This is a genomic window from Paraburkholderia sp. BL17N1, from assembly GCF_003634175.1.
In the GTDB taxonomy this organism is placed as follows: Bacteria; Pseudomonadota; Gammaproteobacteria; order Burkholderiales; family Burkholderiaceae; genus Paraburkholderia.
The window spans coordinates 492,286-517,224 of record NZ_RBIW01000002.1; the positions used below are offsets into that span (position 1 = coordinate 492,286).

Genomic DNA, 24,939 nt, shown 5'->3' on the forward strand with positions numbered 1-24,939 from the left:
TGATCACAGGAGACAACATGAACAGTCCAGAACGCGTGCCGACGGCAACCCTTGCCGAACACGCATACCGTATCCGTAGAAACGCATTGTTGATGGGTGAGGTCCAGGGCCAGGGTTATATCGGTCAGGCGCTCGACATTGCCGATGTTCTCGCAGTCGCTTACTTCGGCGCGATGCGCTACCGGCCGGAAGATCCCGATTGGGAAGAGCGCGACCGCTTCCTGCTGTCGAACGGGCATTACGCGATCGCGCTGTATGCGGCGCTCTTCGAAGCCGGCATTCTGCCCGCCGAGGAACTCGAAACCTACGGCAGCGACGACAGCCGCCTGCCCATGTCGGGCATGGCGAGCTACACGCCCGGCATGGAGATGTCCGGCGGCTCGCTCGGCCAGGGCTTGACGATCGCGGTGGGCCGCTGCCTCGGATTGAAGCGCAAAGGGTCGAAGTCGTTCGTGTACACGCTGTTCTCCGACGGCGAACTTGACGAAGGCGCGATCTGGGAAGGCTTGATGTCCGCGAGTCACTGGAAGCTCGACAACCTGATCGCCGTGGTCGACGTGAACAACCAGCAGGCCGATGGCCCGTCGACGCAGATCATGGCGTTCGAGCCGCTCGTCGAAAAACTCGAGTCGTTCGGCTGGTTCACGCAACGCGTGGACGGCAACGATATCGCCGCGGTGGCGGCCGCGTTCGATGCGGCGCGCGCGCATCCTGAGGCGCAGCCACGCATCATCATCGCCGACACGCGCATGGGCTGCGGCGTGCCGTTCCTCGAACAACGCGAGAAGAACCACTTTATCCGCGTCGATGCCGATGAATGGCAATTGGCGCTGGAAGCACTCGAAAAAGGGAGACAAGCATGAGCAACGCAACCGCGAGCAAACCGCGCCTGAAGACCTCCGCGATGATCGCCTCGATCGCGGGCGAAGGACAGGTCACGCGGTCCGCACCCTTCGGCCACGCGCTGGTCGAACTGGCGCGGCAAAAGCAGAACGTGATCGGCATGACGGCCGACCTCGGCAAATACACCGACCTGCACATCTTCGCCAAGGAGTTTCCGGAGCGTTTCTACCAGATGGGCATGGCCGAGCAATTGCTGATGGGCGCGGCATCGGGATTCGCGCATGAAGGCGCACAGCCTTTCGTCACCACGTATGCGGTATTCGCCACGCGCCGCGCGTACGACTTCATGCATCAGACGATCGCCGAAGACAATCTCGACGTGAAGATCGTCTGCGCGCTGCCGGGCCTGACGACCGGCTACGGTCCGAGCCACCAGGCCGCGGAAGATCTCGCCTTAATGCGCGCCATGCCGAACATGACCGTGATCGACCCGTGCGACGCGCTCGACATCGAGCAGATGGTGCCCGCGATCGCCGCACATAAGGGCCCCGTCTATGCCCGCCTGCTGCGCGGCAATGTGCCGGCCGTACTCGACGAATACGACTACACCTTCGAACTCGGCAAAGCCAAGCTGCTGCGCGACGGTGCCGAAGTACTGGTCATCTCGTCGGGCATCATGACCATGCGCGCACTCGAAGTGGCGAAGGCACTGGAAAGCGACCGGATCGGCGTCGCCGTGCTGCATGTGCCGACGATCAAGCCGCTCGACACGGAAACGATCGTGCGCGAAGCGAAGCGCTCCGGACGGCTCGTGGTGGTCGCCGAAAACCATACGGTGATCGGCGGTCTGGGCGAAGCGGTCGCGGCCGAACTGATGCGCGCGGGCGTGGCGTGTCATTTCCGGCAAGTGGGACTGCCCGATGCGTTCCTCGACGCCGGCGCGTTGCCGACACTGCACGACCGCTACGGCATTTCGACCGCCACGATGTCGGAGGCGATCAAGGGCTGGTTGAACTGAGCGTGTCTTGATGGACGACGCCGGCATGCAGCCGGCGTCGCCTGATCGGCACGGCACGGCACGGCCGCGCGCACCGGCTCGTCCAGCAGCGCCGCACCGATTATCACCAACCCACTTCAGCCCGCGGCGATCACATCGATCCGCAAAGCTTCTCCGCCCGCGGCAATCGCGAGCAGGATATCGACGTTCGGATGCGCGCCCGGACGGTGACGCGCATCGGCCGTGTGCTCGGCGAACACGACGAGACCATGCTCGGCCGCTTTGGCGTCGAGCGTGCCGAAGGTCTGCTGCAGATAGTGGTACACCGCCAGCGAACCCTGCTTGCCCGGTTTGTTCTCGATGCTGGCCACCACGGCGCCTTTGCCGTCCACCAGATCGATACGCGCGATTGCGTCGATGCCCGGCATCTGCGCGAGGTTGTCCTTGAATACGTTGCCCGGTTGAATCATTGAAACCACTCCCTGTGTTCGAAAAATTGCGGCGCGGCCCGTATCTTATCCGATAGGCTGGCATGCCATGCCCATGCGCACGGCCGTCACGGCGTCCAGCGATACAGCACGATGCTCGATCCGTTGTAGTTGTCTTTCGTGATCACATACTCGCCCGCCGCCCTCAGATACGCGCGCAGGCCGTACATCGAATCGACGTCGTTGCCGACATCCACGGTCGCGGGACTCGAATTAATCAGCGTGGTGACGAGCTGGCCGGTCGTGAGATTGAAAGCGTCGATATTGGGCACCGTGTGCACGTAGCCGACGAACAGATAATTGCCCGCCGCCGTGATCGACTTGGGATTGGCGCTAGTGAGCGTGATCACCGGATCGGGCCGTGTGGTGTTGCCCGCGCTCCAGCCGTGATAGACCTCGATGCGCGACTGCATGGCGGTCCAGTCCCAGCTGCCGGCAATGCCCTGCGCGAGGATCATGGTGTCGCTCTCCGCGAGGTAGAGGATGCGCGTGAGCGGCCGGATGCTCTGCGGAATGGAAATCGTAACCGCCGGTCCCCATGACGGCTTGCCATTGCCGTCGAAGCCGGCGAGCGGATAGTGATAGATGTGATTGGTCCGGTCCAGCCCGGCCCACACATCGCCCCGGCTGTCGATGCAAAAGCCGCCCGTGACCTGCAGGTTCGTATTGAACGCCGTCCCCGGAATCGACGCGTCCGGAATCGCTATGTAGCCGCTCGCCGGGCTGAAATGAAAAAAGTTGAAGATGCCCGGGTTCTGTCCGGACGCCACCAGAATCCGGTTGCCGCCGACCGTGACGAGTTGGCCGAAGTGTTGGCCGCGTTGCGTGTCGTTCATGTTCAGGCGCGGATCGGACGGATACGTGAACGGATCGACCGTGTTCGCGACGAAGGTGCCGCCCGCCGTGCCGGTGTAAATGTGTGTGCCGCTGTAGAAGTAGGCCGCGTCCGTCGATGGGTCCGGCGCGGCGATCGCTTCGAAATTGAGCGCCTGTAATTTCCATTCGAGGTTGCCGGCGCTGTCGTACGCGTGAAGGTCCGTAGCGCCGTTGCGGCCGAGGTCCCAACCGCCGCCCCACGGATTGTTCAGCACGTAGAGGTTGCCGGCGGCGTCCTTACCGATGCCCGTCACACGCGTGAAGCGCTTGTCGCCCACCTGCCCTTTGATGCCGCTGGTAGTGTCGAGATAGCCGCCCTGAACGCCGAATGTGCCGGCAAGTGTCGGCGTGCCCGCGATCGTATAGCGCTTGATGTTCATGTCCGGCCCCTGGTCGCCGACCATGAGTTGCCCGGACGCGGCATCGAAATACAACGCGGACGGCCGCGACGCCGCCGGCATCTGAATCGTATTCAGCAGCGCGCCGGCCGGACTGAACTCGACGATCGTGCCCGCGCTCTGCTGCGCGACCCACAGATTGCCGACGCTATCCAGCGCCAACGCGCCGGGAGCCGATACCTTGACGTCCTGCTGCCAGACGCCGTCGGTCGTAAAGACGCGCACGCGATTGCCGAAGAAGTCGCTGGCATACAGCAATGAGCCCGCGGTCGCGAGTCCGGTGATGACATCGGCATGCGGTATCGACGTCCACACGCTGACGGGAATGATCAGATCGCGCGTCTGCGTGGCCCGGTTGTAGCGTCCCACCGAGCCGCTGCCGAACGACCTGTTGTATTGCAACGCTGCGAAGATCGACGTGGCATTGCCGGTAATGGCGCTGCCCTGGAAGTCGGCGTGCGTGCCGATCGAGCCGAGGCTCCGGCCGTTCTGATAGATCGCGACGCCGCCCTCGTTCTCGTCCCACAACGAAGCCGTGTAGATCACGCCTTCGGGCGCGACCCACAGCGAACGCGCGGTGTTGCCCACATGCGTGGCGAGTGTGCCGAACGTATTGCCCAGCCAGTCGGTGGTGTATTGCGCGTAACTGAGCGGCGCGAACATGAAGGTTGCCGCGCATAGAAGCGCGGCTAGGACGCGATGCTTGATCATGAGTGTTGCTCCCCGAACAATCGTTCCTCGACAATGTACCTCGCCAGATATGAAAGCCTGGTGTTTGGTATGAAGAAACGTTCCGCGCCCAGTGGTTAAACCATGCAGCGTGCATGTAAATGGAGAGCAACTGCCCGCTGGCAAGCGGCACACCCCTATTTTTCGCACTTTACCGACCACTAAACTCAGGCGCACAATCTCTGCGGACAAGACGGTCCGCCGTCCTCTCCGATCATTCGGACCGTTCGCGCCAATGCGGCATCCGGCCGCGAGTTCACCCCGGCGCGCAACACGCGCCCTCCATTCGGAACGCTCCATGGGCAATAAATCTTCAAGCAGACCCGAAGACCTGGTGGCGGGCGGCAGCCGTCATCATCAGATTTTTCCAAGGCTCAATGAAAAGCAGTTTGCGGTGCTCGAACGATATGGCGAACGCCGGCGGCTGAAAGCGGGTGACGTTCTGTTCACTGAAGGCGAACGGCACATTCCCATGTTCACCATCGTCTCCGGCACGATCGAAGCGTCGCGAGGCGCCGGAGACAAGCATCACGTTCTCGGCACGCACGGCCCCGGCAGCTTCACCGGCGAAGTGGGAACGCTCGCCGGCCGCGGCGCGGTCGCGACGGCACGCGCCACCAGCGATTGCGAAGTGATCGTGATCGACGAGGAATCGCTGCGGGCGCTCGTCGTCGCCGAAGCGGAGTTGAGCGAAACAATCATGCGCGCCTATATCCTGCGGCGCGTCGCGTTCATTCAGGATCAGCACGGCGGCACGCTGGTGATCGGCAGTTCGGCTTCGTGGAGTACGCTCGTGCTGCGGCATTTTCTGAGCCGCAACGCGCAGCCTTTCGCCTACTTCGATATCGTCGAGCACGAGGAAGCCAAAGGGCTGCTCGAGCGTTACGACGCAACCGAAGCCGACATACCGGTTATCGTCACCGGGCAAGGCAACGTGCTGAAGCAGCCGACCAACCGCGCGGTGGCCGATGCGATCGGCCTGAGCCCCGACCGGCTGAACGGCGAGCGGTTCGACGTGGTCGTGGTCGGCGCGGGACCGGGAGGCCTCGCGGCCGCCGTGTACGCGGCGTCCGAAGGGCTACGAGTTGCGGTGGTCGACACCAAGGCGCCAGGCGGCCAGGCCGGCACCAGTTCGAAAATCGAAAATTACTTCGGATTCCCTACCGGCATTTCAGGGCAGGCGCTCGCCGGCCGTGGCTTGTCTCAATGCCGCAAGTTCGGCGCGGAAGTCGGAGTACCCATCGAAGTACTCGGCATCGAATGTGAAAACGCGCCGCCCTTTCACCTGCGCCTCAATTACGGCGAGCACGTCTATGCCAGCGCGGTTGTTATAGCGACCGGTGCGCGCTATCGGAAACCGCTGCTGCCGCGCCTCGAAGAATTCGAGGGAAGCGGCATCTATTACAGCGCGACCTATATGGAAGCCGCGTTCTGCAACAACCAGGAATTGATCATCGTCGGCGGGGGAAATTCGGCTGGGCAGGCCGCTGTGTTTCTGTCGGGATTCGCGCGTCACGTGCATATCGTGATTCGCGGCGACGGACTCAGCGCGAGCATGTCGAATTATCTGATCCGACGCATCGAAGCCGCGGCGAACATCAGCGTTCATGTGCGCACGCAGATCGTCGAACTGAACGGCGAGACGCAACTCGAATCGATCAAGTGGGACAGTCAAGGCCGCATCGAGGAGAAACCGATCCGCCATGTGTTCCTGTTTCTCGGCGCGCAGCCGAGCACCGGGTGGCTAGGTGATTGCGTCGCGCTCGACAAACACGGCTTCGTGCTCACCGGTCCCGATGCAATGCCGCAGTGGTCGTCGGACCGCCCGCCGCATTATCTGGAGACCAGCCGGCCCGGCATCTTCGCCGTGGGCGACGTGCGTAGCGGGTCGGTCAAGCGGGTCGCCGCCGCAGTCGGCGAAGGAGCGGCCGCGATTCAGTCGCTGCATCAATATCTGGCGCTGAACCGCTGAGGTCGGGCGCCAGATGATTCGCGACGGCCGCTACGCGTTGCGCAGGTTCCTCAACGTCAAGCGTGCTTCCAGACCGCCGCCGGAACGGTTGTGCAGCGTGAGGGTCGCGTCCATTGCCATGGCTAGTTGCCGCGCGATGGCGAGGCCGAGCCCCGTGCCGCCCGTATCGCGATTGCGTGACGCTTCGAGCCGGTAGAACGGCTCGAACACCGCTTCCAGCGACTCCGCCGGTATGCCGGGGCCGCGGTCGAGCACGGCGATCGCTGTCTCTCCGCTCGGCAAACTGGCCGCCGTGATCTCCGCCGCGCCGCTGAATTTCAGCGCGTTGTCCACCAGGTTGCCGAGTATACGGCGCAAGGCTTGCGGACGCGTCACCAGCGAATCGCCGAGCCGCCCTTCCAGGCTGACCGCCTGGCCGGCGTCGACATAGTCGCAGACGAGGCTGTCGAGCAACGCGTCGGGATCGACACGGCAGGGGACTTCCGTCGCGCCGTGCAGCGTGCGCGCGTACGTCACGCCCTCCTTCACCAGGCTTTCCATTTCCTGCAGATCCTGACGCAGCTTCGCGCCCTGCGCGTCGTCGTCCATCACGTCGACGCGCAGGCGCATGCGTGTGATCGGCGTTTGCAGGTCGTGCGAAATCGCCGCCAGAATCTGCATGCGTTCGGTCATATAGGTGGCGATGCGATCCTGCATTGCGTTGAAGGCGCGCGCGGCGCGCGACACTTCCGACGGACCGTCCTCCGGCAGGCGCGCCGCCTTCAAGTCCGGGCCGAGCGTATCAGCCGCGAGCGCCAGCTGATGCAATGGACGCGTGGCGAGCCGCACCGCCAGCCAGCAACACGCGACGAGCACCGCCAGTTGCAACGCCAGCACGAGCGGCAGCCAGCGCGACAGCGGCGCGCCCGACATGGGGCGCATATCGATGGTCAGCGGCGTGCCGTCGCTCAATTGCAGATGAACCTGCAAGCGTTCCTTGTCGCCGGGAACGGCATTCACCGTGAGCGGATAGCGCGTGCCAATGCCGTCCGCGATGGACTGCGCCACACGCTCGGACAGATGCGCATCGATCGGGCTGCCGGCAATGCCCGGACCCAGGATGAACTCGTAGCTGCGCCGCGCGAGCCGTGGCAACCACTGCGCGCGTTCGTTCGGCGGCAGATGATCGAGCAGCGCCACCGAGCTGCTCACTTCGCGCTCGATGTAACCCATCATCACGTTGGTCATGGTCTGGTCGCGCTCGGTCAGCGTGAGCCAGAACGACAAGGTCTGCGCCAGCGCGAGGCCGACGAACAGAATCAGCGCGAGCCGCGCGAACAGCGTGCGCGGCCAGTGCAGCCAGGACCAGCGGTTCATTGCGGATCCCCGATGGCCGTCACCGCCGCGGAAAACACGTAACCCTCGCTGCGCAGCGTCTTGATGTAACGCGGCTCGCGCGCGACATCGCGCAAGCGTTGACGCAGACGGCTCACCATCAGATCGATCGAACGGTCGAACTGATCGGCCTGCCGGCCCTGCGTGAGATTGAGCAGTTGATCGCGCGTGAGCACCCGCTGCGGATGATCGAGAAACACGCGCAGCAAGCGGTACTCGGCGCCGCTCAGCGCGACCATGGTGCCTTCGGCGTCCAGCAGATGACGCGCGGTGGTGTCGAGGCGCCAGTCGCCGAAGGCCAGCATCGGCGCCGATTCCGTCACCTGCATGCCGGGCGGCAGCATGCGCGCGCGCCGCAGCACGGCGCGAATGCGCGCGAGCAACTCGCGCACGGCGAAGGGCTTGGGCAGGTAGTCGTCCGCGCCCATTTCCAGTCCGACGATACGGTCCGCCTCTTCGTTGCGCGCCGTCAGCATCAGCACCGGCACAGCACGGAATTTGCCGGCGCGCAGTTCGCGGCACAGCACCAGACCGTCCTCGCCGGGCATCATCAGATCCAGCACGATCAGATCGGGCGCGCCCTGCTCCAGTGCCGCGCGCATCTGGCGCCCGTTCGCCGCGAGCGACACGCGCATGCCGTTCTTCTCGAGATAACCGGCCAGCAATTCGCGGATGCCGCGGTCGTCGTCGACAATCAGTACGTGATCGATGGTTTCCATCAATGCATCATCTCTTGTGGCGTTTCAATTGCACCCGGCTCGCAACCATCAATGAACATTGCACCGGATGCGCCAGTTCGGCGGCAAGGCCGCCGGTCAGGAAAACGGCGATAGCCAGCAGGCGTTTCATGCGTCCTCCAGCACGGAGAGGCTCGCGCCGTCCGCGACTCCCGCTTCCAGACTATACGGATCGACGCCTTCCAGGCAACCGATGTTGACTCGCCACAACTGCGGGTCTTTACGCGTCTGATGAAACGGATAGATGCCGCAATGCTTGCAGAAATAGTGCCGGGCCACCCGCGTGTTGAACTGGTAGAGCGTCAATGAATCTTCGCCGCTCAGGATCTTCAACTCGCTTGCCGGGAACGGCGGCGTCATCAATGCGCCCTTGCGGCGGCACAGGCTGCAGTTACAGCGGCCGGCCGGGGTGACCGGGCTACGCACTTCGAATTTGACGGCCCCGCAATGGCAGGATCCTTGTAGCAAGTCGGCGCTCATGGTGCTCTCCGTGTTTTGGCAATGCCTGCTTTATAGCCTGGCTCGCACGCGGATTTGTGTCGCAGTGTATCTGGACCTCGTACAGATACACAACATTGCACCCGCGCGGTTTGGGCGACACATGCCAGATACCTGTGGACGCTTCAATACGGTCATTCGCTGCCGATACGCGAACTGCCGTTTTTAGCCTCTTCCTGAAAGGACACTGACATGCTCTCCGCCTCCAAGATCAAAACGCTCGCCGTCGCAAGCGCGCTCGCTGCCGCGGCCGCGAGCGGCATTGCCGCCTTCGCGGGGTCGCCCGAACCGGTCGCGCCCGGCCTCGCAGCCAACGCGGCGGCGCCCGAGTTCACCGGCATTTCGCAGTGGCTCAACAGCGATCCGCTCACGTTGCAGCAATTGCGCGGCAAGGTGGTGCTGGTCGATTTCTGGACTTACACCTGCGGCAATTGCGTCAACACGCTGCCTTACGTGAAAAGCTGGAATCAGAAATACAAGGACCAAGGGCTGACGGTGATCGGTGTGCATACGCCCGAGTATCCGTTCGAGCGCGATACCGACAACGTGAAAACCGCCATCAAACGCTTCGGCATCACTTATCCGGTCGCACAGGACAATCGCTATGCGACCTGGAACGCGTACAACAATCAGTACTGGCCGGCGTTCTATCTGCTCGACAAGCAGGGCCGCATTGTCTACACGCATTTTGGCGAAGGCGACTATGCGAAAACGGAAGCGAAGATTCAAGCCCTGCTCGCGCAACAAGGATAAACGCGGGTTCGTATCGGCATGTATCCGCAGATTCCGGCGATACGCAACATTGCGATTCGCCGCTTTCGCGACACATGCCCGATGGTTGGTCACGCAGCTTGACTGGTTCGCGCGATGAGCGCTTGCACGGCGCGAAGGTCCGCGGCCGTGGCCGGCGCAAAGACGACCATGCTCAGACCTTCGCCGCCATCCACGGCGAAAGCCGAATACTCCAGCGTGATCGGGCCGGCCTGCGAGTGGCGCAGACGCTTCATGCCGATCCAGTGACTGCGCACGTCGTTCTCCGCCCATAAGCGGCGGAAGTCCGCGCTGCTCGCCTGCAGTTCGACGACGAGCGCCGCGGCTTCCGCGGACCCACCGATGCGCGCGATATCGATGCGAAAGACGGCGAGCGCGGCACGCGCGCTTTCCTCCCAATCCGGCTGGCTTTCACGCACGGCCGGCCCGCCGAACAGACGTCTGAGCACGTTGCGCTCGCGCGCCGGCACCGCGGCGTAGTCGCCGAGCACCGCGACCGCGGCCGCGTTCCAGGCCACGACGTCCCACGTCGGCGTCTTCACGATGGCGGGACTGCTTGGCATGCCATCGAGTACTCTCTGCAAAGCCGGCGTGACCTGCTGCGGCGCGAACGGGCCAAGCGGCGGCGGCCGCTGTTGCGCGAGCAGGAACAGCATCTCGCGGCCCGCCGCGTCGAGTTCCAACGCACGGACGAGCCGTTCAAGCACCTCGTTCGAGGGCAGGCCGCCACGCCCCTGCTCCAGCCACGTGTACCACGCGACGCTGACGTTAGCCCGCGCCGCCACTTCTTCGCGCCGCAAACCCGGCGTGCGACGCCGGCTCGGCGCATCCGGTGCCGGTTGCAAACGTGAGCGGCGATCGCGCAGAAAGCTGCCCAATGAAGTGCATGCAGCGCCGAGTGGATCAGACGGAGTGTTGACAGGCATAAGGGATCTCGACAATTTTCTCGTGCGTCGGATCCGTGTCATTGCGCCGACGCTACTGTCGATACTCTAGCGCGAATGGAAAATGGCAGCCTGAATGCTGCCGGGCGTGCGCCAGCTTGCTCTGCGCAGGCAGCAACCTAGTACTCGACGAGTATCGTCACGCGACGATTCGCTGCGCGCGCCGCTGCGTCATCGCCGATGATCAGCGGGAAATTGTCGGCGCGGCCGATCGCTGCCATTCGGTGCGCTTCGATGCCTTTGTCCGCGAAAAAACGAACCACCGCGCCGGCCCTCGCGGAAGACAGTTCCCAATTGGATTCGTATTTCGCCGTGGAAATGGGCACATTGTCTGTATGCCCTTCCACGAGAATGTTGTTTTTCGATCGCTCGCGCAGCACGCCGGCAATCTGATTCAACACGTCGAATGAGTCCGGCAATAAACGCGCGTCGCCAGAATTGAATAGAATTTTTGCGTTGATGGCGATCTCCACGCCCTGGGCCGCGTTCGAAATCGTAATCTGGCGGTTGTCCCGCAGCGGCTCCAGCAGAGCAAGGATCTGCTTCTTCGAAACATCCGGCGTAGCGGACGCAGCTTCGGTCACCGCGTGGCGCTCCAGGGCGTTGATTTCGAGTTCTCTCGTTTTGGCCAACTGCAGCACATAGAGTGCGAGGAACAACACCATCAAAGTGGTGATGAGGTCGGAGTAAGAGATCAGCCAGCGCCCGGATTGCGCCTCGCCTTCATCGGCGGCGTCGTAGCCGGTTTTGTCCGCCATGAGGCGCTTGTTACCCGAGGAGGTGTTCATATCCGAAAAGTTTGCACCCGAGATTATGTGTGATTGCCGTCGAAGCACACTAGCCCAGCAACTCGGCCGATCTTTCCCGCACATCACCTGCGAGCCGCGTCTCGATGGTGTGAGGCGACTCTTTACGCGAGATCGCGAGCAAGCCGTCGAGATATAAGCGCCTGAAACGCAATTCGCTGTCCACTTGCGCCCGGATCTTTCCATACAACGGCAGAAAGACCAGATTCGCCAACGCAAGGCCGTATAGCGTCGCGACGAAAGCCACCGCGATACCTTGCCCGAGTTGCGCGGGCTCGAGCATATGGCCGGTCACCTGAATCAGACCGAGCACCGCGCCGAGAATACCGAACGTCGGTGCGTAACCGCCTGCCTGTTGCCAGATCCGCGCGGCCAACATGTGATTGCGCTCATACGCATCCAGTTCCCGTTGCAAGGAGTCTTCCAGCACGGCCGTCGAAACACCGTTTGCCAGCAACTCCAGACCTCGCTTGGCAAACGGATTGATGCCGCCCGCCTCGATCGACTCGAACACCAGCATGCCGTTCAACTTCGCCTGATCGCCCCACTCGAGCAGAACTGACAAACTCTCGCGATCGACCTGCCGCGCTTTCACGAAAGCAAGGCGCAGTTGCTTGATGCCGTCGAAAAACCTCGCCCAGGTGTTCTGAATCATCACTGCACCGAAGGTGCCGCCCAGAACGATGACGAATGCCTCCAACTGAAACAGCGAAGTAAAGTGGCCGCCCTCGAGCGAGAAACCCGCGACGATCGCCGTCACGCCGAACACCGCGCCAAATACAGTCAACAGATCCATACGTCCTCTCGAATGGCCGCCCGCGACTTCGAGCCTCGAAGCCGATGCGGCCTGCCGTTTGCGTGTTGCGCGTCAGGCGTCCAGATTGGAAAGCGGTGCAGCCGTGGCCGCCGGAGCTTTGATTGTTCGCACGATCTCCAGAAACCGTTCTTCGATCTCGGCGACATCGAGCGGATCGATCTTGATCTCGCGACGCATGACCCACGAGACTTCTTTCTTTCTCGCTTCGGTCATTACCGAAAGCAGCCGCTCGCCGACCGGTTGACCCGTCATGGCGGAAAGCAGTTTTGCGAGGTCGTATGTGTCGAACGCGCTCACCGCTTCGAACAAGGTTCGTTGGTCGACATACTCCAGATCGTCGAGCGACTTCAGGTCGCTCAGACCGCGGGTATTGCGGCGCGAGAAATAGCTAATGCCTTTCTCCTCGACGTAATTCAGCACCTTGGTCTTGCGGAACGCAAAAAGGTCTTCCGCGATTTCCGCGTGGGACAACTTGTTGAGAATCACCTTCTTCTCGACGCCGATCAAGGCTTCCAGGTCGTCCAGTTCGATCAGTTCCAGTTCGCTGCTAATGGAGAGATCGAGATCGTGGTCCGCCACCTGTTGGGCACGCTCGGTGATTCGCACGGGATCGAACGTGACCAGTTGCCGGCTCGTTGCGCCATCCTGCGCGGAATAGCGTGCCGAGGCGGTGCTCGGGCGATCGGACCGGCCGGGTTCGAGCGACACGAGGTTGAGTTTCTCCATTCGCTTGAGCATGGCCATTACATGCGGACGCGAATGGCCGGCAATGGCATGGCACTTTCTGATTACGTCGGGCAGCGGCACGGAGAATTCCTCGCCTTGCGCACGACGCATGCGGCCGTCCAGCCTGTCGGCGTTCTCGCCGCCGGCCATCAGCGAAAGGACGTGTGCATAGGAGACGACACCCGGCAGAAAGTCAGCGTGCGTATTGGTGGCAAGGACATCGTCCTTCTTTTTTATCCGCCGGATCAGAGTGCGTACGATATGGCGAAGCAAAGGCGAGACACGCTCGAGTTCCGCCTCCACCACGTTCGCCGCAATGACGGTCAACTGGCAGAAGCTCAGTGCTTTCGCGGTGTGGGCTCGTGGTTCGGGCGGCAACAAAGCCGCCTCGCCAAAAAACTCACCTTTACCCAGCGTCGCGAGAATCACCTTCTTCTCGTCGCACTGGGTGGAGATTTCGACTTTGCCATCCGCAATGACGTAGACGACGGCGTCGCCCGCGAAGCCTTCGGAATAGATGACTTCACCCGGAGCCGCTGTGCGCGACCATGGCGATCGTTGGTGATTCAAGATGATTCCCCCGAAGAGCGATTTCCTCGTCAGCGCTTGCCGTGCAGAAGCCCGCGCATGTCCGATGGTCCTGATTATTTGACTGGATAACGACATGCAAAACGCAAAGCTTTAATAAATGTAATCGTCAGACTTAACCGCGCAACGTTTGGGAGCCCGACTAGATAAGGCTTTGCGCGATGCCGGCTGTTTCATTTCATGGCACAAGCACCAGCCGCCGGTGCGCTAAACGTTCAGGAAAATGTAAGACTAAAATTTTTCTTCACAATCGCGAAAAAATTTGGAATAAGCGGAAACCCGATGTGTTCGCCCCTACATGACAGCGACAAACGCTGCACGGTAGTGACGAAACAGGCATGTACACGCGGCTCTCATTGCAAGCGGGTCATGTAGGTGGACAAGCAAAGACGTAGCTTCGCTCAATTCGCAAGGCATCTTTAATCTCTAACTAGTTAGGTATCCAGATGAAAAGCAAACTTTCCGTCATTCTCTCGCTGATCGTTCTTGCTTCGGTAGGTTTCGCTACCCAAGTCTCAGCGAAAGAACATATGCACACGAACACGCAGCAGTGTGTCGGCCCCGCAGGTTTCTGCACCCCATACTTCGGCAGCTAAATCAGCATACGTTCCAGGCAATCGTTACCTCTCAACTCTTCGCATTTAAAGGAATTTTTATCATGAAAAAAGCTCTCGTTTGTTTCGCTCTCGCCGTCGGCACGTTGGCCGCTCCTGTTCTGAGCTTCGCACAATCGAACGGCCCCGTCACACGCGCTGAAGTGCGCGCCGATCTGGTGCGCCTCGAACAGGCTGGCTACAACCCTTCGCTTGGGGATGACGCCGATTACCCAGCGGCCATTCAGGCTGCCGAAGCTAAGGTCGCCGCGCAGACCGCTCCGCAATCGACGCAGTCGTCCTATGGCGGCATGGCGCAGAACGGCGGGTCTTCGTCCGGCATGCGCAAGCACGCGCCGACCGATTCCAGCTGTGTCGGCCCCGTCAGTTTCTGCAATGTCTTCTTCGGCAGTTGAATGACACGTTTCGGGAATCCTGTTTCTCGCTTCATATCAACAGGATTCCTACTTTTATCAAGCTATTCGAAATACTTTTTCAAGAAAAATTTCTTACTTAGAACCGGAGTGTGTCATGAAAGTTTTGCCCTTCGTCGCTACGGCGCTGTCGTTGTCTGCCGCCCTTTTCGCCTCGACTGCCGCGATGGCACAAGACGCCAAGCCGCAAACCGCGCCGGTCCACAATATTGTTCTCGTACACGGCGCATGGGTGGACGGTTCCGGCTGGAAGCCGGTCTATGACAGACTGACCAAGGATGGTTATCACGTCACCATCGTGCAGGAACCGCTGACCTCGCTCGACGACGACGTCGCCGCAACGAAACGCGTGCTCGATCAGGAGAACGGCCCGACCATTCTCGTCGCTCACAGCTACGGCGGCTCGGTCATCACCGAAGCCGGCGTGCACCCGAAGGTCGTGGGTCTGGTGTATGTAGCCGCGCACGCGCCGGCCGTCGGCGAAGATGAAAGCGATCTGGGCAAGGGTATGCCGAGCTATACATCAAAGCAACCGGGCGCGATCATGAAGACCGGCGACGGATACACTTACCTGAATCCCGCGGATTTCCCGAAGGACTTCGCTGCCGATCTGCCGCTCAAGCAAGCGCAGTTCGAATCGCACTCGCAGATTTTGACGGCCGCGAAAGTCTTTTCTGCTCCGATGACAGTCGCCGCGTGGACGACCAAGCCGAGTTGGGGCATCGTGGCGGCCGACGACAAGATCATCAACCCTGATCTCGAACGCTGGTACTACGCACGCGCGCATAGCCACACGACCGTGATCCCCGGCGCGAGCCACTCGGTCTATGAATCGCGGCCGAACGAAGTGGCAGCGGTCATCGAAGACGCGGCGAAGCACGCGCAGTCTTGAACTGGCGTGTAGACACTCCCGAGCGATTCGAAGAGCTTTTTTATCAGGCAATCGCTTGCTGCCCGCCACGCTGCTCTAGCGTGGCGATGCTCGTGGGCGCTCGATCCTCAAACGAAGATCGATTTTGCACATCGCGCGGAGCATGCCACTGCACAGATATCCCAAGCGACATTGAACTGACCACCGCGAAAAAAAGCCCGCTTTCGCGGGCAACCCTTCTCAACACGACACACAACCACGTCAACCCTTCGTCGCCCCGAACGTCAACCCGGCGACAAAATGCTTCTGCATTGCAAAGAACATCGCCACCGAAGGCAATGCCGCGAGAATCGATCCTGCCGAGACGAGATTCCACGCCGTGGTCCACTGCCCTTTCAACGCGGCCACGCCCACGGTAATCGGCGCGGCATCGTCACCTTGAGTCAGACACAGCGCCCAGAAGTAGTCGTTCCAGACGAACGTGAACACGAGAATCGCCAATGCCGCGAGCGCCGGCCGGATCAACGGCAGCACGATCCTGAAGAACACCGTCCATTCATTCGCGCCCTCGATGCGCGCGGCCTCGACCAGTTCGAACGGCAACTGCTTGATGAAGTTACGCAGAAATAGTGCACAAAACCCGGTCTGAAACGACACATGAAACAGAATCAGCGCACTGACGGTATTGAACAGACCAAGTTGCAACGACAGATCCCGCACTGGAATCATCAACACCTGCACCGGCACGAAGTTCCCTGCCACGAATGTCGCGAACAAAGTCGAATTGCCACGGAACCGGTAGATCGCCAGAGCGAAACCGGCCATCGCCGCCAACGCAATCGAGCCCACCACGGCAGGCACCGTGATCAACACGCTGTTCCAGAAGTAATGCAGCATCGGCGACGTGGTCAGCGCCTCGCGATAATTATCGAACATCGCGAAGTGCTTTGGCCATCCCCAATAGTTGCCCTCGCTCAGTTCTTCTGTCGAACGCACGGACGTGACGAGCACGGCGATCATCGGCAGCAGCCAGATCAGCAGCGCGACCGGCAGCGTCAATTTGTAGATGCGGCGAGTGGCCGGCTTCCACTTGTCGATGGGAATCGGAAACATGGTCGGCTCCTTATTGCTCGGCGCGCAGCATCCGCCGCAAGTGATAAACGATGTACACCAGCATAATGGCGAACAGCACGACCGCCACCGCCGCCGAATAGCCGATGCGGTAGTACTTGATCGCCTGGTCGTACATGTAATACGCGAGCACGGTCGAGCTTTCGAACGGACCGCCGCTCGTCATCACCGAGATCAGATCGAAACTGCGCAGCGCGCCGATAATCGTCACGACGATCGCCATGAACGTGGTGGGCCGCAGTTGCGGCAGGATCACATGCCACAACATCGACCAGCCGCGCGCGCCTTCCATGCGCGCGGCCTCGATCTGCTCAGCGTTCAGCGAGGTCAGCCCGGTCAGATAGAGAATCATGCAGTAAGCGGTTTGCGGCCACAGTGCCGCGAATACGATCCCGAACGTCGCATAGCGTGGGTCGCCGAGGACCGGCACACCGTGGCCGAGAATCATCGCGAGCAGACCGAAGGTGGGGTCGTAAAACCACGAGAAGATCAAGCCGACCACTACGCCCGACAACACGAACGGCGCGAAGAATAGCGATTTGACGATACGGATGCCGGCCACCGCCTGATTCAGATACAGCGCGACGGCGAGTCCCATCGGCGGAGCGAGCAGGAACAGCAGTAGCCAGATGACGTTGTTCTTGAGCGCCGTATAGAACGTCTGCGCATGAAACAACTCGACGTAGTTCGCGAGTCCGACGAAAGACGGCTCACTCATCCCATCCCAGTTGAAAAAGCTCAGGCGAATGGTGGAGAGGATCGGCCACACCACGTAGATGGCCACCATCACGCAGGCCGGCGCGAGGAACAGAAAAGCGGCGCGCCGCTGCCGGCGCGCGGTGGGCGACGGACCGCGCCGCCGCGAACTGGCCGGCTTGCCGCCGCGCACGGCGCCGCCCGGCGCAGGCAACCCCGGGCCGCCGGGTTCAGCATGACCGCCGACAGTGTGGCGGGTGACGGAATGCGACACAATCGTTCTCCTGTCGACCAGAGTTGGCGCTTTAGCGCCCTACTCTGGTCCCATGCAAAGCGGTCGACCAGAGTTGGCGCTTTAGCGCCCTACTCTGGTCCCATGCAAAGCGGTCGACCAGAGATGGCGCTTTAGCGCCCTACTCTGGTCCCATGCAAAGCGGTCGACCAGAGATGGCGCTTTAGCTGTCGACTGGAGTTCGCGCTTTAGCGCGTTACTCCAGTCCCATGCAAAGCACTTACTCCGATCCGATATGCAACTCAACGCAACGGAAGGCGGCCTCGCGGCCGCCGCCGCTCACTTCTTGTAGATCCGCTTGCGCGTCTGCTCAAGTTGCGCGAGCACGTCGTCTAGCTTCGTGGGGTCGGAGATGAACTGCTGCATCCCCTTCATACCTTCGTCGGCCATTTCCTTCGTCATGTCGCGATCATAGAACTGCGCGATGCCGCCCTTGGTGTTCGCAAGAATCTGGAAGCCGATCTTGGAGATCGGATCTTCCGGTTCCGGCGACTTGCTGTTCGCCGACAGCGAGCCGAGTCCGGTCGCCAGCTTCGCTCCGATTTCCGGCGTCTCGACGAACGCAAGGAACGTATGCGCATCCGCCTTGTTCTTCGCCTTCGACGGAATATGCAGCGATTCCACCGGGCCGTCTTCAGCAGTCGGCACCTTTGCGTCGATGATCGGGAACTGGAAGTAGCCCATTTCCGGCTTCACGTTCGGTGGGAAACCCGCGGTGATGAATGTGCCCATCAGCATCATCGCGGCCTTGCCCTGGAACAGGAACGGCTGCACCGAATCGAGATCGTAGGAGAGCGAGTTGTCGATGAAATAGCCTGCATCAATCAATTGCTTCCACGTCGTGTAAACCTTCTTCACGCGCGGATCGGTGTACGGAATCTCGCCCGCCATCAGCTTCTGATGGAACGCGTTGCCGTTCAAACGCAGGTCCAGATAATCGAACCAACCTGCGAGCGTCCACGAGTCACGGCCCGCCACGGCGATCGGCGCGATGCCGGCGGCCTTCAGCTTCTTGCAGTCCTCGAGAAACTGATCCCATGTTTTCGGCTCGCCGTTGATGCCGACCTTCTGGAACAGATCCTTGCGATAGAACATGCCCCACGAGTAGTACACGGTCGGCGCGGCGTACTGCTTGCCCTTATACGACGAAGCCTCTTTGGTCGACGCATACATGTCGTTCCAGCCGTTCTTCGCCCAGTCGCCGCTCAGGTCTTCGAACAGGCCGCGCTGCGCGTAATAGGCCATGCGTTCGCCGTCATGCCAGTTGACGATATCGGGCGCGACCGTGGTCAGCCAGCCGGGCAATTGCACCTTGTACGCTTCTTCGTCGACGAACGACACTTTCACGTCGATGCCGGGATGCGCCTTCTTGAAGTCGTCGATGACCGACTGCCAGACGGCGCGCTGGCTCGCGCCCTTGAACGCGATATTGGCCGTAAGCGTGCCCGCCTGTGCCGTGCTGACGGCAGACGTCCCCACCGCCGCGGCGGCCAGCGCGAGTGCCAACAGAATCTTGCGTGGTTTCATTTTCATGTTGCCTGTCTCCTTGATTCCTTGATTTTGCGTCGTTGTGTTACTGCATGGAATTTCGTTGGACACTGCGTCGGTGCATCAGGTCGTCATTGAGTTCGATAGACGGCCACGCCCTGCGGTTCGATCGCGTGCGAACCGAACACGAAGGCGTCGTCGGCTACGCCGGCGAGCGTGTGCGTTTCGTCGCCGTAGTTGAACACGTAGGTCAGCGCGCCGCGGCGGCTCACTCGCACGCCTTCGCCGAGCGGCGTCGTTTCGAGTCCCGCTTCCTGTGCGATGCGCGTGAACAGACGCACCGTGAACGCGTCGTCGAACAGACTCGCCAGGTAATGGAACGCGCCGCCCTGTACATACGCGGGATGACCGTCCGCGAATCGGGCCCGCACGTCGAGCGCTTGCGCCCCGTCGGTGTCGATGAAATCACGCCAGTGACGGGCGACACCGTCTTCTCCGCCAGCACCTTCGCCGTCAGCGAGCCGCACTGCCTCGGTCACGTTCGGCCGCATCGATTCGACGCGCCACACGCGCAACGGCAACACCGAAACCAGCGCGCCGGGCGGCAGATTCACGGGAATCTGCAAATCTTCAGTCTTCGAACCGGTGCGCGGTCCGAGCACGACCTGCGCACCCGAACACGCCAGACGCTCCGCAAGCGCTACAGGCACGACCGGCAACGGCGGCACGACGATCAGGCTGTAGCCGTCGAGCGGCGCATCCACCGGCACGATATCCACGTCGAGCCCGAGCGCGCGCAGCGCCGAGTAATACTCGAAGGCGAAGCGTGGATAGTGAAAGTCCGCGCCCTGCGGATGAATCTCGAACAGCCACTTCGCCTCGTAATCGTAGACGAGCGCGACTTTCGAACGGACCGCGGCGTTTGCGTCGGCATTCGCGGCGAGCACCGTGCGAATCTCGCCAGCGACTTGCGACGCTTCGTTGCCGCCCACGTCCAGGCGGTTGTCCGGCGTATTCAGTCCCGCATGCATCTGTTCCTGCGCGAACGGCGCCTGACGCCAGCGGAAATACGACACGCAGCCCGCGCCATGCGCGAACGCCTCCCAGCTCCACAGCCGCACCATGCCCCGCAACGGCGCGGGATTCCACAGCGCCCAGTTCACCGGACCCGGCTGCTGCTCCATCACCCAGAACGGCAGCTTCGACATGCCACGATAAACATCGTGATTGAACGACGCGAAGTCCGGATGCCCGCTACGCAGCCAACGCGCTTTCACCTCCGGCGCGAACCATTGCTCTTCGAGCGCGCCGAGCGGATAACTGTCCCACGTCGCCACGTCGAGATCGGCCGCGACCTTGTAGTGATCGAACTCGGTGAAGAGTTGCATGAAGTTGTGCGCAACCGGCCGACCCGGCGAATGCGCGCGGATGATCTCGACCTGCATGCGGTTATAGCGCGCCACTTCGTCGGAGGCGAAACGCCGGTAGTCGAGGCGATGCGAAGGATGCGCTTCCGTCACGGTCGCAACCGGCGCGTCGATCTCGTCGAAGCTGCGGTACTCCATGCTCCAGAACACCGTGCCCCATGCGCGGTTCAACGCGTCGATGGTGTGATAGCGCGCTTTGAGCCACTCGCGAAAGCGACCCACCGCCGCCGGCGAATAACTGACCACCGTGTGGTGGCAGCCGAACTCATTGTCGGTTTGCCAGTAGGCGACAGCCGGATGCTTGCCGTAACGCTCGGCCACGGCCGTGCAAATTTTCTGCGACGCGGCGAAATACGACGGCGACGAGAAGTCGTAATGACGTCGCGAGCCGAACGCACGCGGGCGGCCATCGGCGCCGACCGGCAGAATGTCCGGATGGCGGTCGATCAACCACTTCGGCGGCGTCGCGGTCGGCGTGCACATGACCACTTGCAGGCCGGCCGCGCCGAGCACGTCGATCGAACGGTCGAGCCAGCCCCAATCGTATTCGCCCGGCGTCGGTTCGATCCGGCTCCAGGCAAATTCGGCGATCCGCACCTGTTCGATGCCGAGGGCTTTCATCCGGCGAGCGTCGTCTTCCCACATCGACTCCGGCCAGTGTTCCGGGTAATAACAGACTCCAAGGCGCATCCGAATGTCCTCTATGCGTAGTGTTCGACGGATTCCAGCGAAGCGGCGGCAAAGCCGTCTTCGGTAAATAAGTGGCAGGCGGAACGGGGCACGCGCAAGCTCGCGCGCTCGCCGGGCGCGAGGCGCGTATTGCCCGGCGCTTTGGCGATCAGCGCGGCGCCGCCGGGCTGATCGAGGTGGACATAGCTGTGTTCGCCGAGTTGTTCGACGAGCGATACGGTGCGTGTCAGCACCGCGTCGTCCGGCGCGACGGAAGCCGGGTCGACAAATTCCAGGTGTTCAGGGCGCACGCCGAGCGTAACCGCTTGCGAGGTTTGCAGCCCCGTGCCGCTCACCGGCACCCGCATGGTTTCATGCGTGTGATCGAGCGTGACGGTGACGCCTTGCGCATCGACCGAAGCCACTCTTCCCGGCAGAAAATTCATCCGCGGCGAGCCGATGAAACCCGCGACGAAGCGGCTCTTCGGACGGTGGTACAACTCGAGCGGCGCGCCGATTTGCGCGATGCTGCCGTAGCGCTCGGTGTCCTTGCCGGCATGCAGCAGCACGATCTTGTCGGCGAGCGTCATCGCCTCGATCTGGTCGTGCGTCACGTAGACCACGCTGGCTTTGGCAAACTGCTTGTGCAGCCGCGCGATTTCGATGCGAGTCTGGCCACGCAGCGTGGCGTCGAGATTGGACAGCGGCTCGTCGAACAGAAACACGCCAGGCTCGCGCACGATCGCGCGGCCAATCGCCACCCGCTGCCGCTGGCCGCCCGACAATGCCTTGGGCTTGCGTTCGAGCAGCGCTTCCAGTTGCAGGATGCGCGCGGCTTCGCGCACCTTGCGGTCGATTTCATCCTTGGGGGTTTTAGCGAGCTTCAGCCCGAACGCCATGTTTTCGAACACGCTCATGTGCGGAAACAGCGCGTAGCTCTGGAACACCATCGCCACGCCGCGTTGCGCGGCCGGCACGTCATTCATGAGTTTGCCGCCGATCGAGAGGTCGCCGTCCGTGAGGTCTTCGAGTCCGGCGATCATGCGCAGCAAGGTGGACTTGCCGCAGCCGGACGGACCGAGAAACACGCAGAACTCGTTCTCGCCGATCTCGAGATCCACGTCGCGGATCACCGGCGCGCCATCGCCATACGCCTTCTGCACGCCTCTTAACGAAATGCTCGCCATTGCATCGACTCCGTGATTTAATCGGCTCGAAGTCGGAGATTAAGCGCTTAATCAGCAAGGCCGAAAAAAATCGATCGCTTGGGATCGTTTGCGCCTTGCCTGTCTCCGAGATCGTTTTGTCTGTGCGACAGATGGTGCCGCGCCTTGGCGCGCGATGCAAATGTCGGGCAGTCGTCCCAAATAATGAAAACATCATGCCCACACTCAGCGAAGTCGCGCGTCATGCCGGCGTCACCCCGGCGACGGTATCCAACGTGCTGCGTAATCGCGGGCGGGTCGGCGCGACCACCCGGCAGCGCGTGCTCGAAGCCGTCGAAGCGCTCGGCTACCGCCCGCATCTCGCCGCTCGCGCCCTCGCCGAAGGTCGCGCACCGACGCTCGCATTGATGGTGTCGAGCATCGCCAACCCGTTCTATCCGGAGTTCGCGCTCGCCGTGGAACGCGCGGCGCGCACGAGCGGCCACTTCGTGATTATCTGCAATACGAACGAAGATCCGCACACCGGCCGCGCGTATCTCGACCAGATCGCCGGCACGCTCTCCGAAGGCGTGCTCGTGACGAACGCGAACCTCGATTTCGCCGATCTTCATACGACCGAAGCGCGCGGCACGCCAGTCGTGCTATGCATGTGGGAGCGGCCTAACGAGCCGCCGGGCTTGCCGTGCGTCGCGGTCGATTTCCGGCGTGCCGGCGAACTGGCGGGCGCGCATTTGCTGGAGCTCGGCCACCGGCGGATCGGCGCGATTGTCGGCAGCAAGGCCTCGGGCATTCATGCGGCCCGCTACGAAGGTTTTGTCGATGCGCTGCGCGCCGGCGGCGCACCGAAAGGTCGTGTCAAACATGCGGCCGATACGATCCAGGGCGGCTACGAAGCGGCACGCGCGCTGCTCGAAAGCGATCCGAAGCTCACCGCGATCTTTGTGACCAACGACCTGCCCGCGCTCGGCGCGATGCACGCCGCCGCCGACCTCGGCCTGAACGTGCCGGCGGACCTGTCCGTGATCGGCATCACCGACATTCAACTCGCGCGCGAGTCGCGTCCCGCGTTGACGACGGTCGCGGTGCCGACGGTCGAAGTCGCCGGGCTCGCGGTATCGCTGTTGCGTGAGTTGATCGAGTCGTCGTATGGACAGGCGGGTCGCCCAACGGCCGGCGTACCGATGCGCATCGCCTCGCCGCCCGAACTGGTTGTGCGCGCATCCACGGGCGTGCCGCGTTCGCGCTGATGTGGCCGTAACAGCATCGCGGACGTTACGTAGCGAATCCTCGCTACGCACCCGCCGCGCTCCTCACGCGCTATCCGCAAACGCCCGCCGCAAGCGGCACCGCCGCAAGCGCAGCGCATTCATCCAGCGATCCATGCAGTTGGCACGGTCCCTGCAATTAAACAGGGAAAGGCCGAGCACCGCGACGACCCAGAGGCCGTCCGCGCTCGCCAACCGGCCGGGCCAAGGCCATAACACGCATGGATATTCGAATGATTGCCGATCTCTCGCTGGACGCTGACGTCGCCGAACACACCCTCGACGCCGACTCGAACTTCGCGCAGCGCCACCCTTTGCAAATCGCCGTGTGTCTGCGCCAACTGATGGCCGGACAGGACTTCGTCACGATCGAGTTCAATGGCCGGCAAATCGTCACGCAGATACTCGATGTCGACTCGCGCAATGCGCGCTTTGTCTTCGACGCCGGTAGCGCGGCCGATGACAACGAGGCCTTGCCCGCGGCCCGGCAGCTGACGTTCCGCAGCCTGCCCGGCGGCATTCGCACCGAGTTCACAGCGTTTGATGCCACGCCGACTCAGTTCGACGGTTTGCCGGCTTTCGAAGCGCCCTTCCCTGCGTTGATCTACTACATTCAACGCCGCGAATTCTTCCGAGTGCAAACGCCCGTGCTCGACCCGTACGTCGCAAGCGGTCAATATGCGGATGGCGGCTCGTTCCGGCTGGAGTTGCAGGATCTCTCGCTGGGCGGCATCGCGGTAAAGACCGCCGACGAACGCTTCGCTTCGCTCGAACGCGGCACGGTGCTGCGCGGCGTCGCACTGCAACTTGGCAGCTTCGGCATGCTGCGACTCGATCTGGAAATCGTCGCGCCACGACAGATAACCACAGCGAAGGGCGACCGGCGCTTTGTGATCGGCTGCAAGTTCGTCGCGACGCCAGGCCCTGCCGAGCGGACCTTGCAACGCGTCGTCACGCAACTCGAAACGAGGCGGCAAGCACTCGCACCGCGCCGTTAGGCCGATTCGTCATGGACATCGTGATAACCACGATATCCGCGCACTTCAGGGTTCGCTGAATACCCTCGCGACGCCAACGATTTGGCGTCGGGAAGACCGCATTCAGCTTTCAATTCACCTTCATTCGAGCCAGGACTTTCCCCAAGCCCGGACGCTCGATCTCGCATCGCACCATTCCGCCGAAGCCCCACCACATAAGGCGTTCAGCCAGCTTGCTGAGTGGCGCGCGCAATCGTTCCATGCCAATGATTTCCTTGACGCAAGTCGATGCGCCTGCTGTACTAAATCAACTTGAGTGATTTAGGCAGCGCGAATCGACCCAGGTCGAAGTCGATTCGGACCGCC

23 protein-coding genes are annotated in these 24,939 nt (G+C 62.0%); 8 read left to right on the forward strand and 15 right to left on the reverse strand.

What is annotated here, in order from left to right:
- Positions 1-17 precede the first annotated feature (17 nt).
- Positions 18-863, forward strand: a complete 846-nt coding sequence (locus tag B0G82_RS22045; protein ID WP_121309038.1) for a transketolase — start codon at positions 18-20, stop codon at positions 861-863.
- Positions 860-1,861, forward strand: a complete 1,002-nt coding sequence (locus B0G82_RS22050; protein WP_106277333.1) for a transketolase family protein — start codon at positions 860-862, stop codon at positions 1,859-1,861. The genes B0G82_RS22045 and B0G82_RS22050 overlap by 4 nt, the downstream gene beginning before the upstream one ends.
- Positions 1,862-1,977: 116 nt before the next feature.
- On the opposite strand, the gene B0G82_RS22055 is transcribed toward B0G82_RS22050, so the two are convergent.
- Both B0G82_RS22055 and B0G82_RS22060 read right to left on the reverse strand, forming a co-directional pair.
- The gene (locus tag B0G82_RS22055; RefSeq protein WP_121309039.1) at positions 1,978-2,310 is read right to left on the reverse strand and encodes a DUF2322 family protein; all 333 of its coding nucleotides are present in this window, start codon (positions 2,308-2,310) and stop codon (positions 1,978-1,980) included.
- Positions 2,311-2,396: 86 nt separating this feature from the next.
- Positions 2,397-4,313 (reverse strand): SMP-30/gluconolactonase/LRE family protein, encoded by a 1,917-nt coding sequence (locus B0G82_RS22060; protein WP_121309040.1) that lies wholly within the window; start codon positions 4,311-4,313, stop codon positions 2,397-2,399.
- Between the two features lie 316 nt (positions 4,314-4,629).
- Between B0G82_RS22060 and B0G82_RS22065 the strand changes: the two genes are divergently transcribed.
- Positions 4,630-6,303: a cyclic nucleotide-binding domain-containing thioredoxin-disulfide reductase gene (locus tag B0G82_RS22065; RefSeq protein ID WP_121309041.1), complete on the forward strand. Its 1,674-nt coding sequence runs from the start codon at positions 4,630-4,632 to the stop codon at positions 6,301-6,303.
- A gap of 30 nt (positions 6,304-6,333) precedes the next feature.
- On the opposite strand, the gene B0G82_RS22070 is transcribed toward B0G82_RS22065, so the two are convergent.
- Genes B0G82_RS22070 through B0G82_RS22080 form a run of 4 tightly spaced genes read right to left on the reverse strand, consistent with a single transcriptional unit; the run spans position 6,334 to position 8,894 of the window.
- On the reverse strand, positions 6,334-7,659 hold the full coding sequence (locus B0G82_RS22070) for a HAMP domain-containing sensor histidine kinase (protein ID WP_116145600.1): 1,326 nt from the start codon (positions 7,657-7,659) through the stop codon (positions 6,334-6,336).
- Entirely contained in the window at positions 7,656-8,396 is a 741-nt protein-coding gene (locus B0G82_RS22075; protein WP_012426490.1) for a response regulator, read from the reverse strand. The genes B0G82_RS22070 and B0G82_RS22075 overlap by 4 nt, the downstream gene beginning before the upstream one ends.
- A 7-nt stretch (positions 8,397-8,403) precedes the next feature.
- Positions 8,404-8,526, reverse strand: a complete 123-nt coding sequence (locus tag B0G82_RS41100; protein WP_258875669.1) for a hypothetical protein — start codon at positions 8,524-8,526, stop codon at positions 8,404-8,406.
- Positions 8,523-8,894 (reverse strand): GFA family protein, encoded by a 372-nt coding sequence (locus B0G82_RS22080; RefSeq protein ID WP_106277324.1) that lies wholly within the window; start codon positions 8,892-8,894, stop codon positions 8,523-8,525. Before B0G82_RS22080 ends, B0G82_RS41100 begins: the two co-directional genes overlap by 4 nt.
- Positions 8,895-9,104: 210 nt before the next feature.
- Here B0G82_RS22080 and B0G82_RS22085 point away from each other — a divergent pair, with 210 nt between their 5' ends.
- Positions 9,105-9,665: a thioredoxin family protein gene (locus B0G82_RS22085; protein WP_106277322.1), complete on the forward strand. Its 561-nt coding sequence runs from the start codon at positions 9,105-9,107 to the stop codon at positions 9,663-9,665.
- An 89-nt stretch (positions 9,666-9,754) separates the two neighbouring features.
- Here the strand turns inward: B0G82_RS22085 and B0G82_RS22090 are convergent, their stop codons facing one another.
- The 4 genes from B0G82_RS22090 to B0G82_RS22105 all read right to left on the reverse strand — a co-directional run bounded on the left by B0G82_RS22090 (position 9,755) and on the right by B0G82_RS22105 (position 13,546).
- A complete protein-coding gene (locus B0G82_RS22090; RefSeq protein WP_121309042.1) occupies positions 9,755-10,609 on the reverse strand; it encodes a helix-turn-helix transcriptional regulator in 855 nt (284 codons plus the stop codon).
- Between the two features lie 137 nt (positions 10,610-10,746).
- On the reverse strand, positions 10,747-11,415 hold the full coding sequence (locus B0G82_RS22095; RefSeq protein WP_121309043.1) for an OmpA family protein: 669 nt from the start codon (positions 11,413-11,415) through the stop codon (positions 10,747-10,749).
- Between the two features lie 49 nt (positions 11,416-11,464).
- Positions 11,465-12,229 carry a flagellar motor protein gene (locus B0G82_RS22100; protein ID WP_121309044.1) on the reverse strand — a complete coding sequence of 255 codons (765 nt, stop codon included), beginning with the start codon at positions 12,227-12,229 and terminating at the stop codon, positions 11,465-11,467.
- A 72-nt stretch (positions 12,230-12,301) separates the two neighbouring features.
- Positions 12,302-13,546 (reverse strand): Crp/Fnr family transcriptional regulator, encoded by a 1,245-nt coding sequence (locus B0G82_RS22105; protein ID WP_121309045.1) that lies wholly within the window; start codon positions 13,544-13,546, stop codon positions 12,302-12,304.
- A gap of 676 nt (positions 13,547-14,222) precedes the next feature.
- On the opposite strand from B0G82_RS22105, the gene B0G82_RS22110 reads away from it, so the two are divergent.
- Positions 14,223-14,573 carry a DUF4148 domain-containing protein gene (locus B0G82_RS22110; RefSeq protein WP_121309046.1) on the forward strand — a complete coding sequence of 117 codons (351 nt, stop codon included), beginning with the start codon at positions 14,223-14,225 and terminating at the stop codon, positions 14,571-14,573.
- A 115-nt stretch (positions 14,574-14,688) separates the two neighbouring features.
- On the forward strand, positions 14,689-15,483 hold the full coding sequence (locus tag B0G82_RS22115; RefSeq protein ID WP_121309047.1) for an alpha/beta hydrolase: 795 nt from the start codon (positions 14,689-14,691) through the stop codon (positions 15,481-15,483).
- A 240-nt stretch (positions 15,484-15,723) separates the two neighbouring features.
- Here the strand turns inward: B0G82_RS22115 and B0G82_RS22120 are convergent, their stop codons facing one another.
- The 5 genes from B0G82_RS22120 to ugpC all read right to left on the reverse strand — a co-directional run bounded on the left by B0G82_RS22120 (position 15,724) and on the right by ugpC (position 22,352).
- Positions 15,724-16,575, reverse strand: coding sequence for a carbohydrate ABC transporter permease (locus B0G82_RS22120; protein WP_106277313.1), 852 nt, complete (start codon positions 16,573-16,575; stop codon positions 15,724-15,726).
- 10 nt (positions 16,576-16,585) lie between these two features.
- On the reverse strand, positions 16,586-17,563 hold the full coding sequence (locus B0G82_RS22125; protein WP_106277311.1) for a sugar ABC transporter permease: 978 nt from the start codon (positions 17,561-17,563) through the stop codon (positions 16,586-16,588).
- Between the two features lie 297 nt (positions 17,564-17,860).
- A complete protein-coding gene (locus tag B0G82_RS22130) occupies positions 17,861-19,114 on the reverse strand; it encodes an ABC transporter substrate-binding protein (RefSeq protein WP_116123536.1) in 1,254 nt (417 codons plus the stop codon).
- A gap of 86 nt (positions 19,115-19,200) precedes the next feature.
- On the reverse strand, positions 19,201-21,186 hold the full coding sequence (locus tag B0G82_RS22135) for a beta-galactosidase (RefSeq protein ID WP_121309048.1): 1,986 nt from the start codon (positions 21,184-21,186) through the stop codon (positions 19,201-19,203).
- 11 nt (positions 21,187-21,197) lie between these two features.
- Positions 21,198-22,352 (reverse strand): sn-glycerol-3-phosphate ABC transporter ATP-binding protein UgpC, encoded by a 1,155-nt coding sequence (gene ugpC / locus B0G82_RS22140; RefSeq protein WP_121309049.1) that lies wholly within the window; start codon positions 22,350-22,352, stop codon positions 21,198-21,200.
- A 194-nt stretch (positions 22,353-22,546) separates the two neighbouring features.
- Here ugpC and B0G82_RS22145 point away from each other — a divergent pair, with 194 nt between their 5' ends.
- Together B0G82_RS22145 and B0G82_RS22150 are read left to right on the forward strand one after the other, a co-directional pair.
- Positions 22,547-23,578 (forward strand): LacI family DNA-binding transcriptional regulator, encoded by a 1,032-nt coding sequence (locus B0G82_RS22145; RefSeq protein ID WP_121309050.1) that lies wholly within the window; start codon positions 22,547-22,549, stop codon positions 23,576-23,578.
- 251 nt (positions 23,579-23,829) lie between these two features.
- Positions 23,830-24,594, forward strand: coding sequence for a flagellar brake protein (locus B0G82_RS22150; protein WP_121309051.1), 765 nt, complete (start codon positions 23,830-23,832; stop codon positions 24,592-24,594).
- The last annotated feature ends 345 nt before the right edge of the window (positions 24,595-24,939 follow it).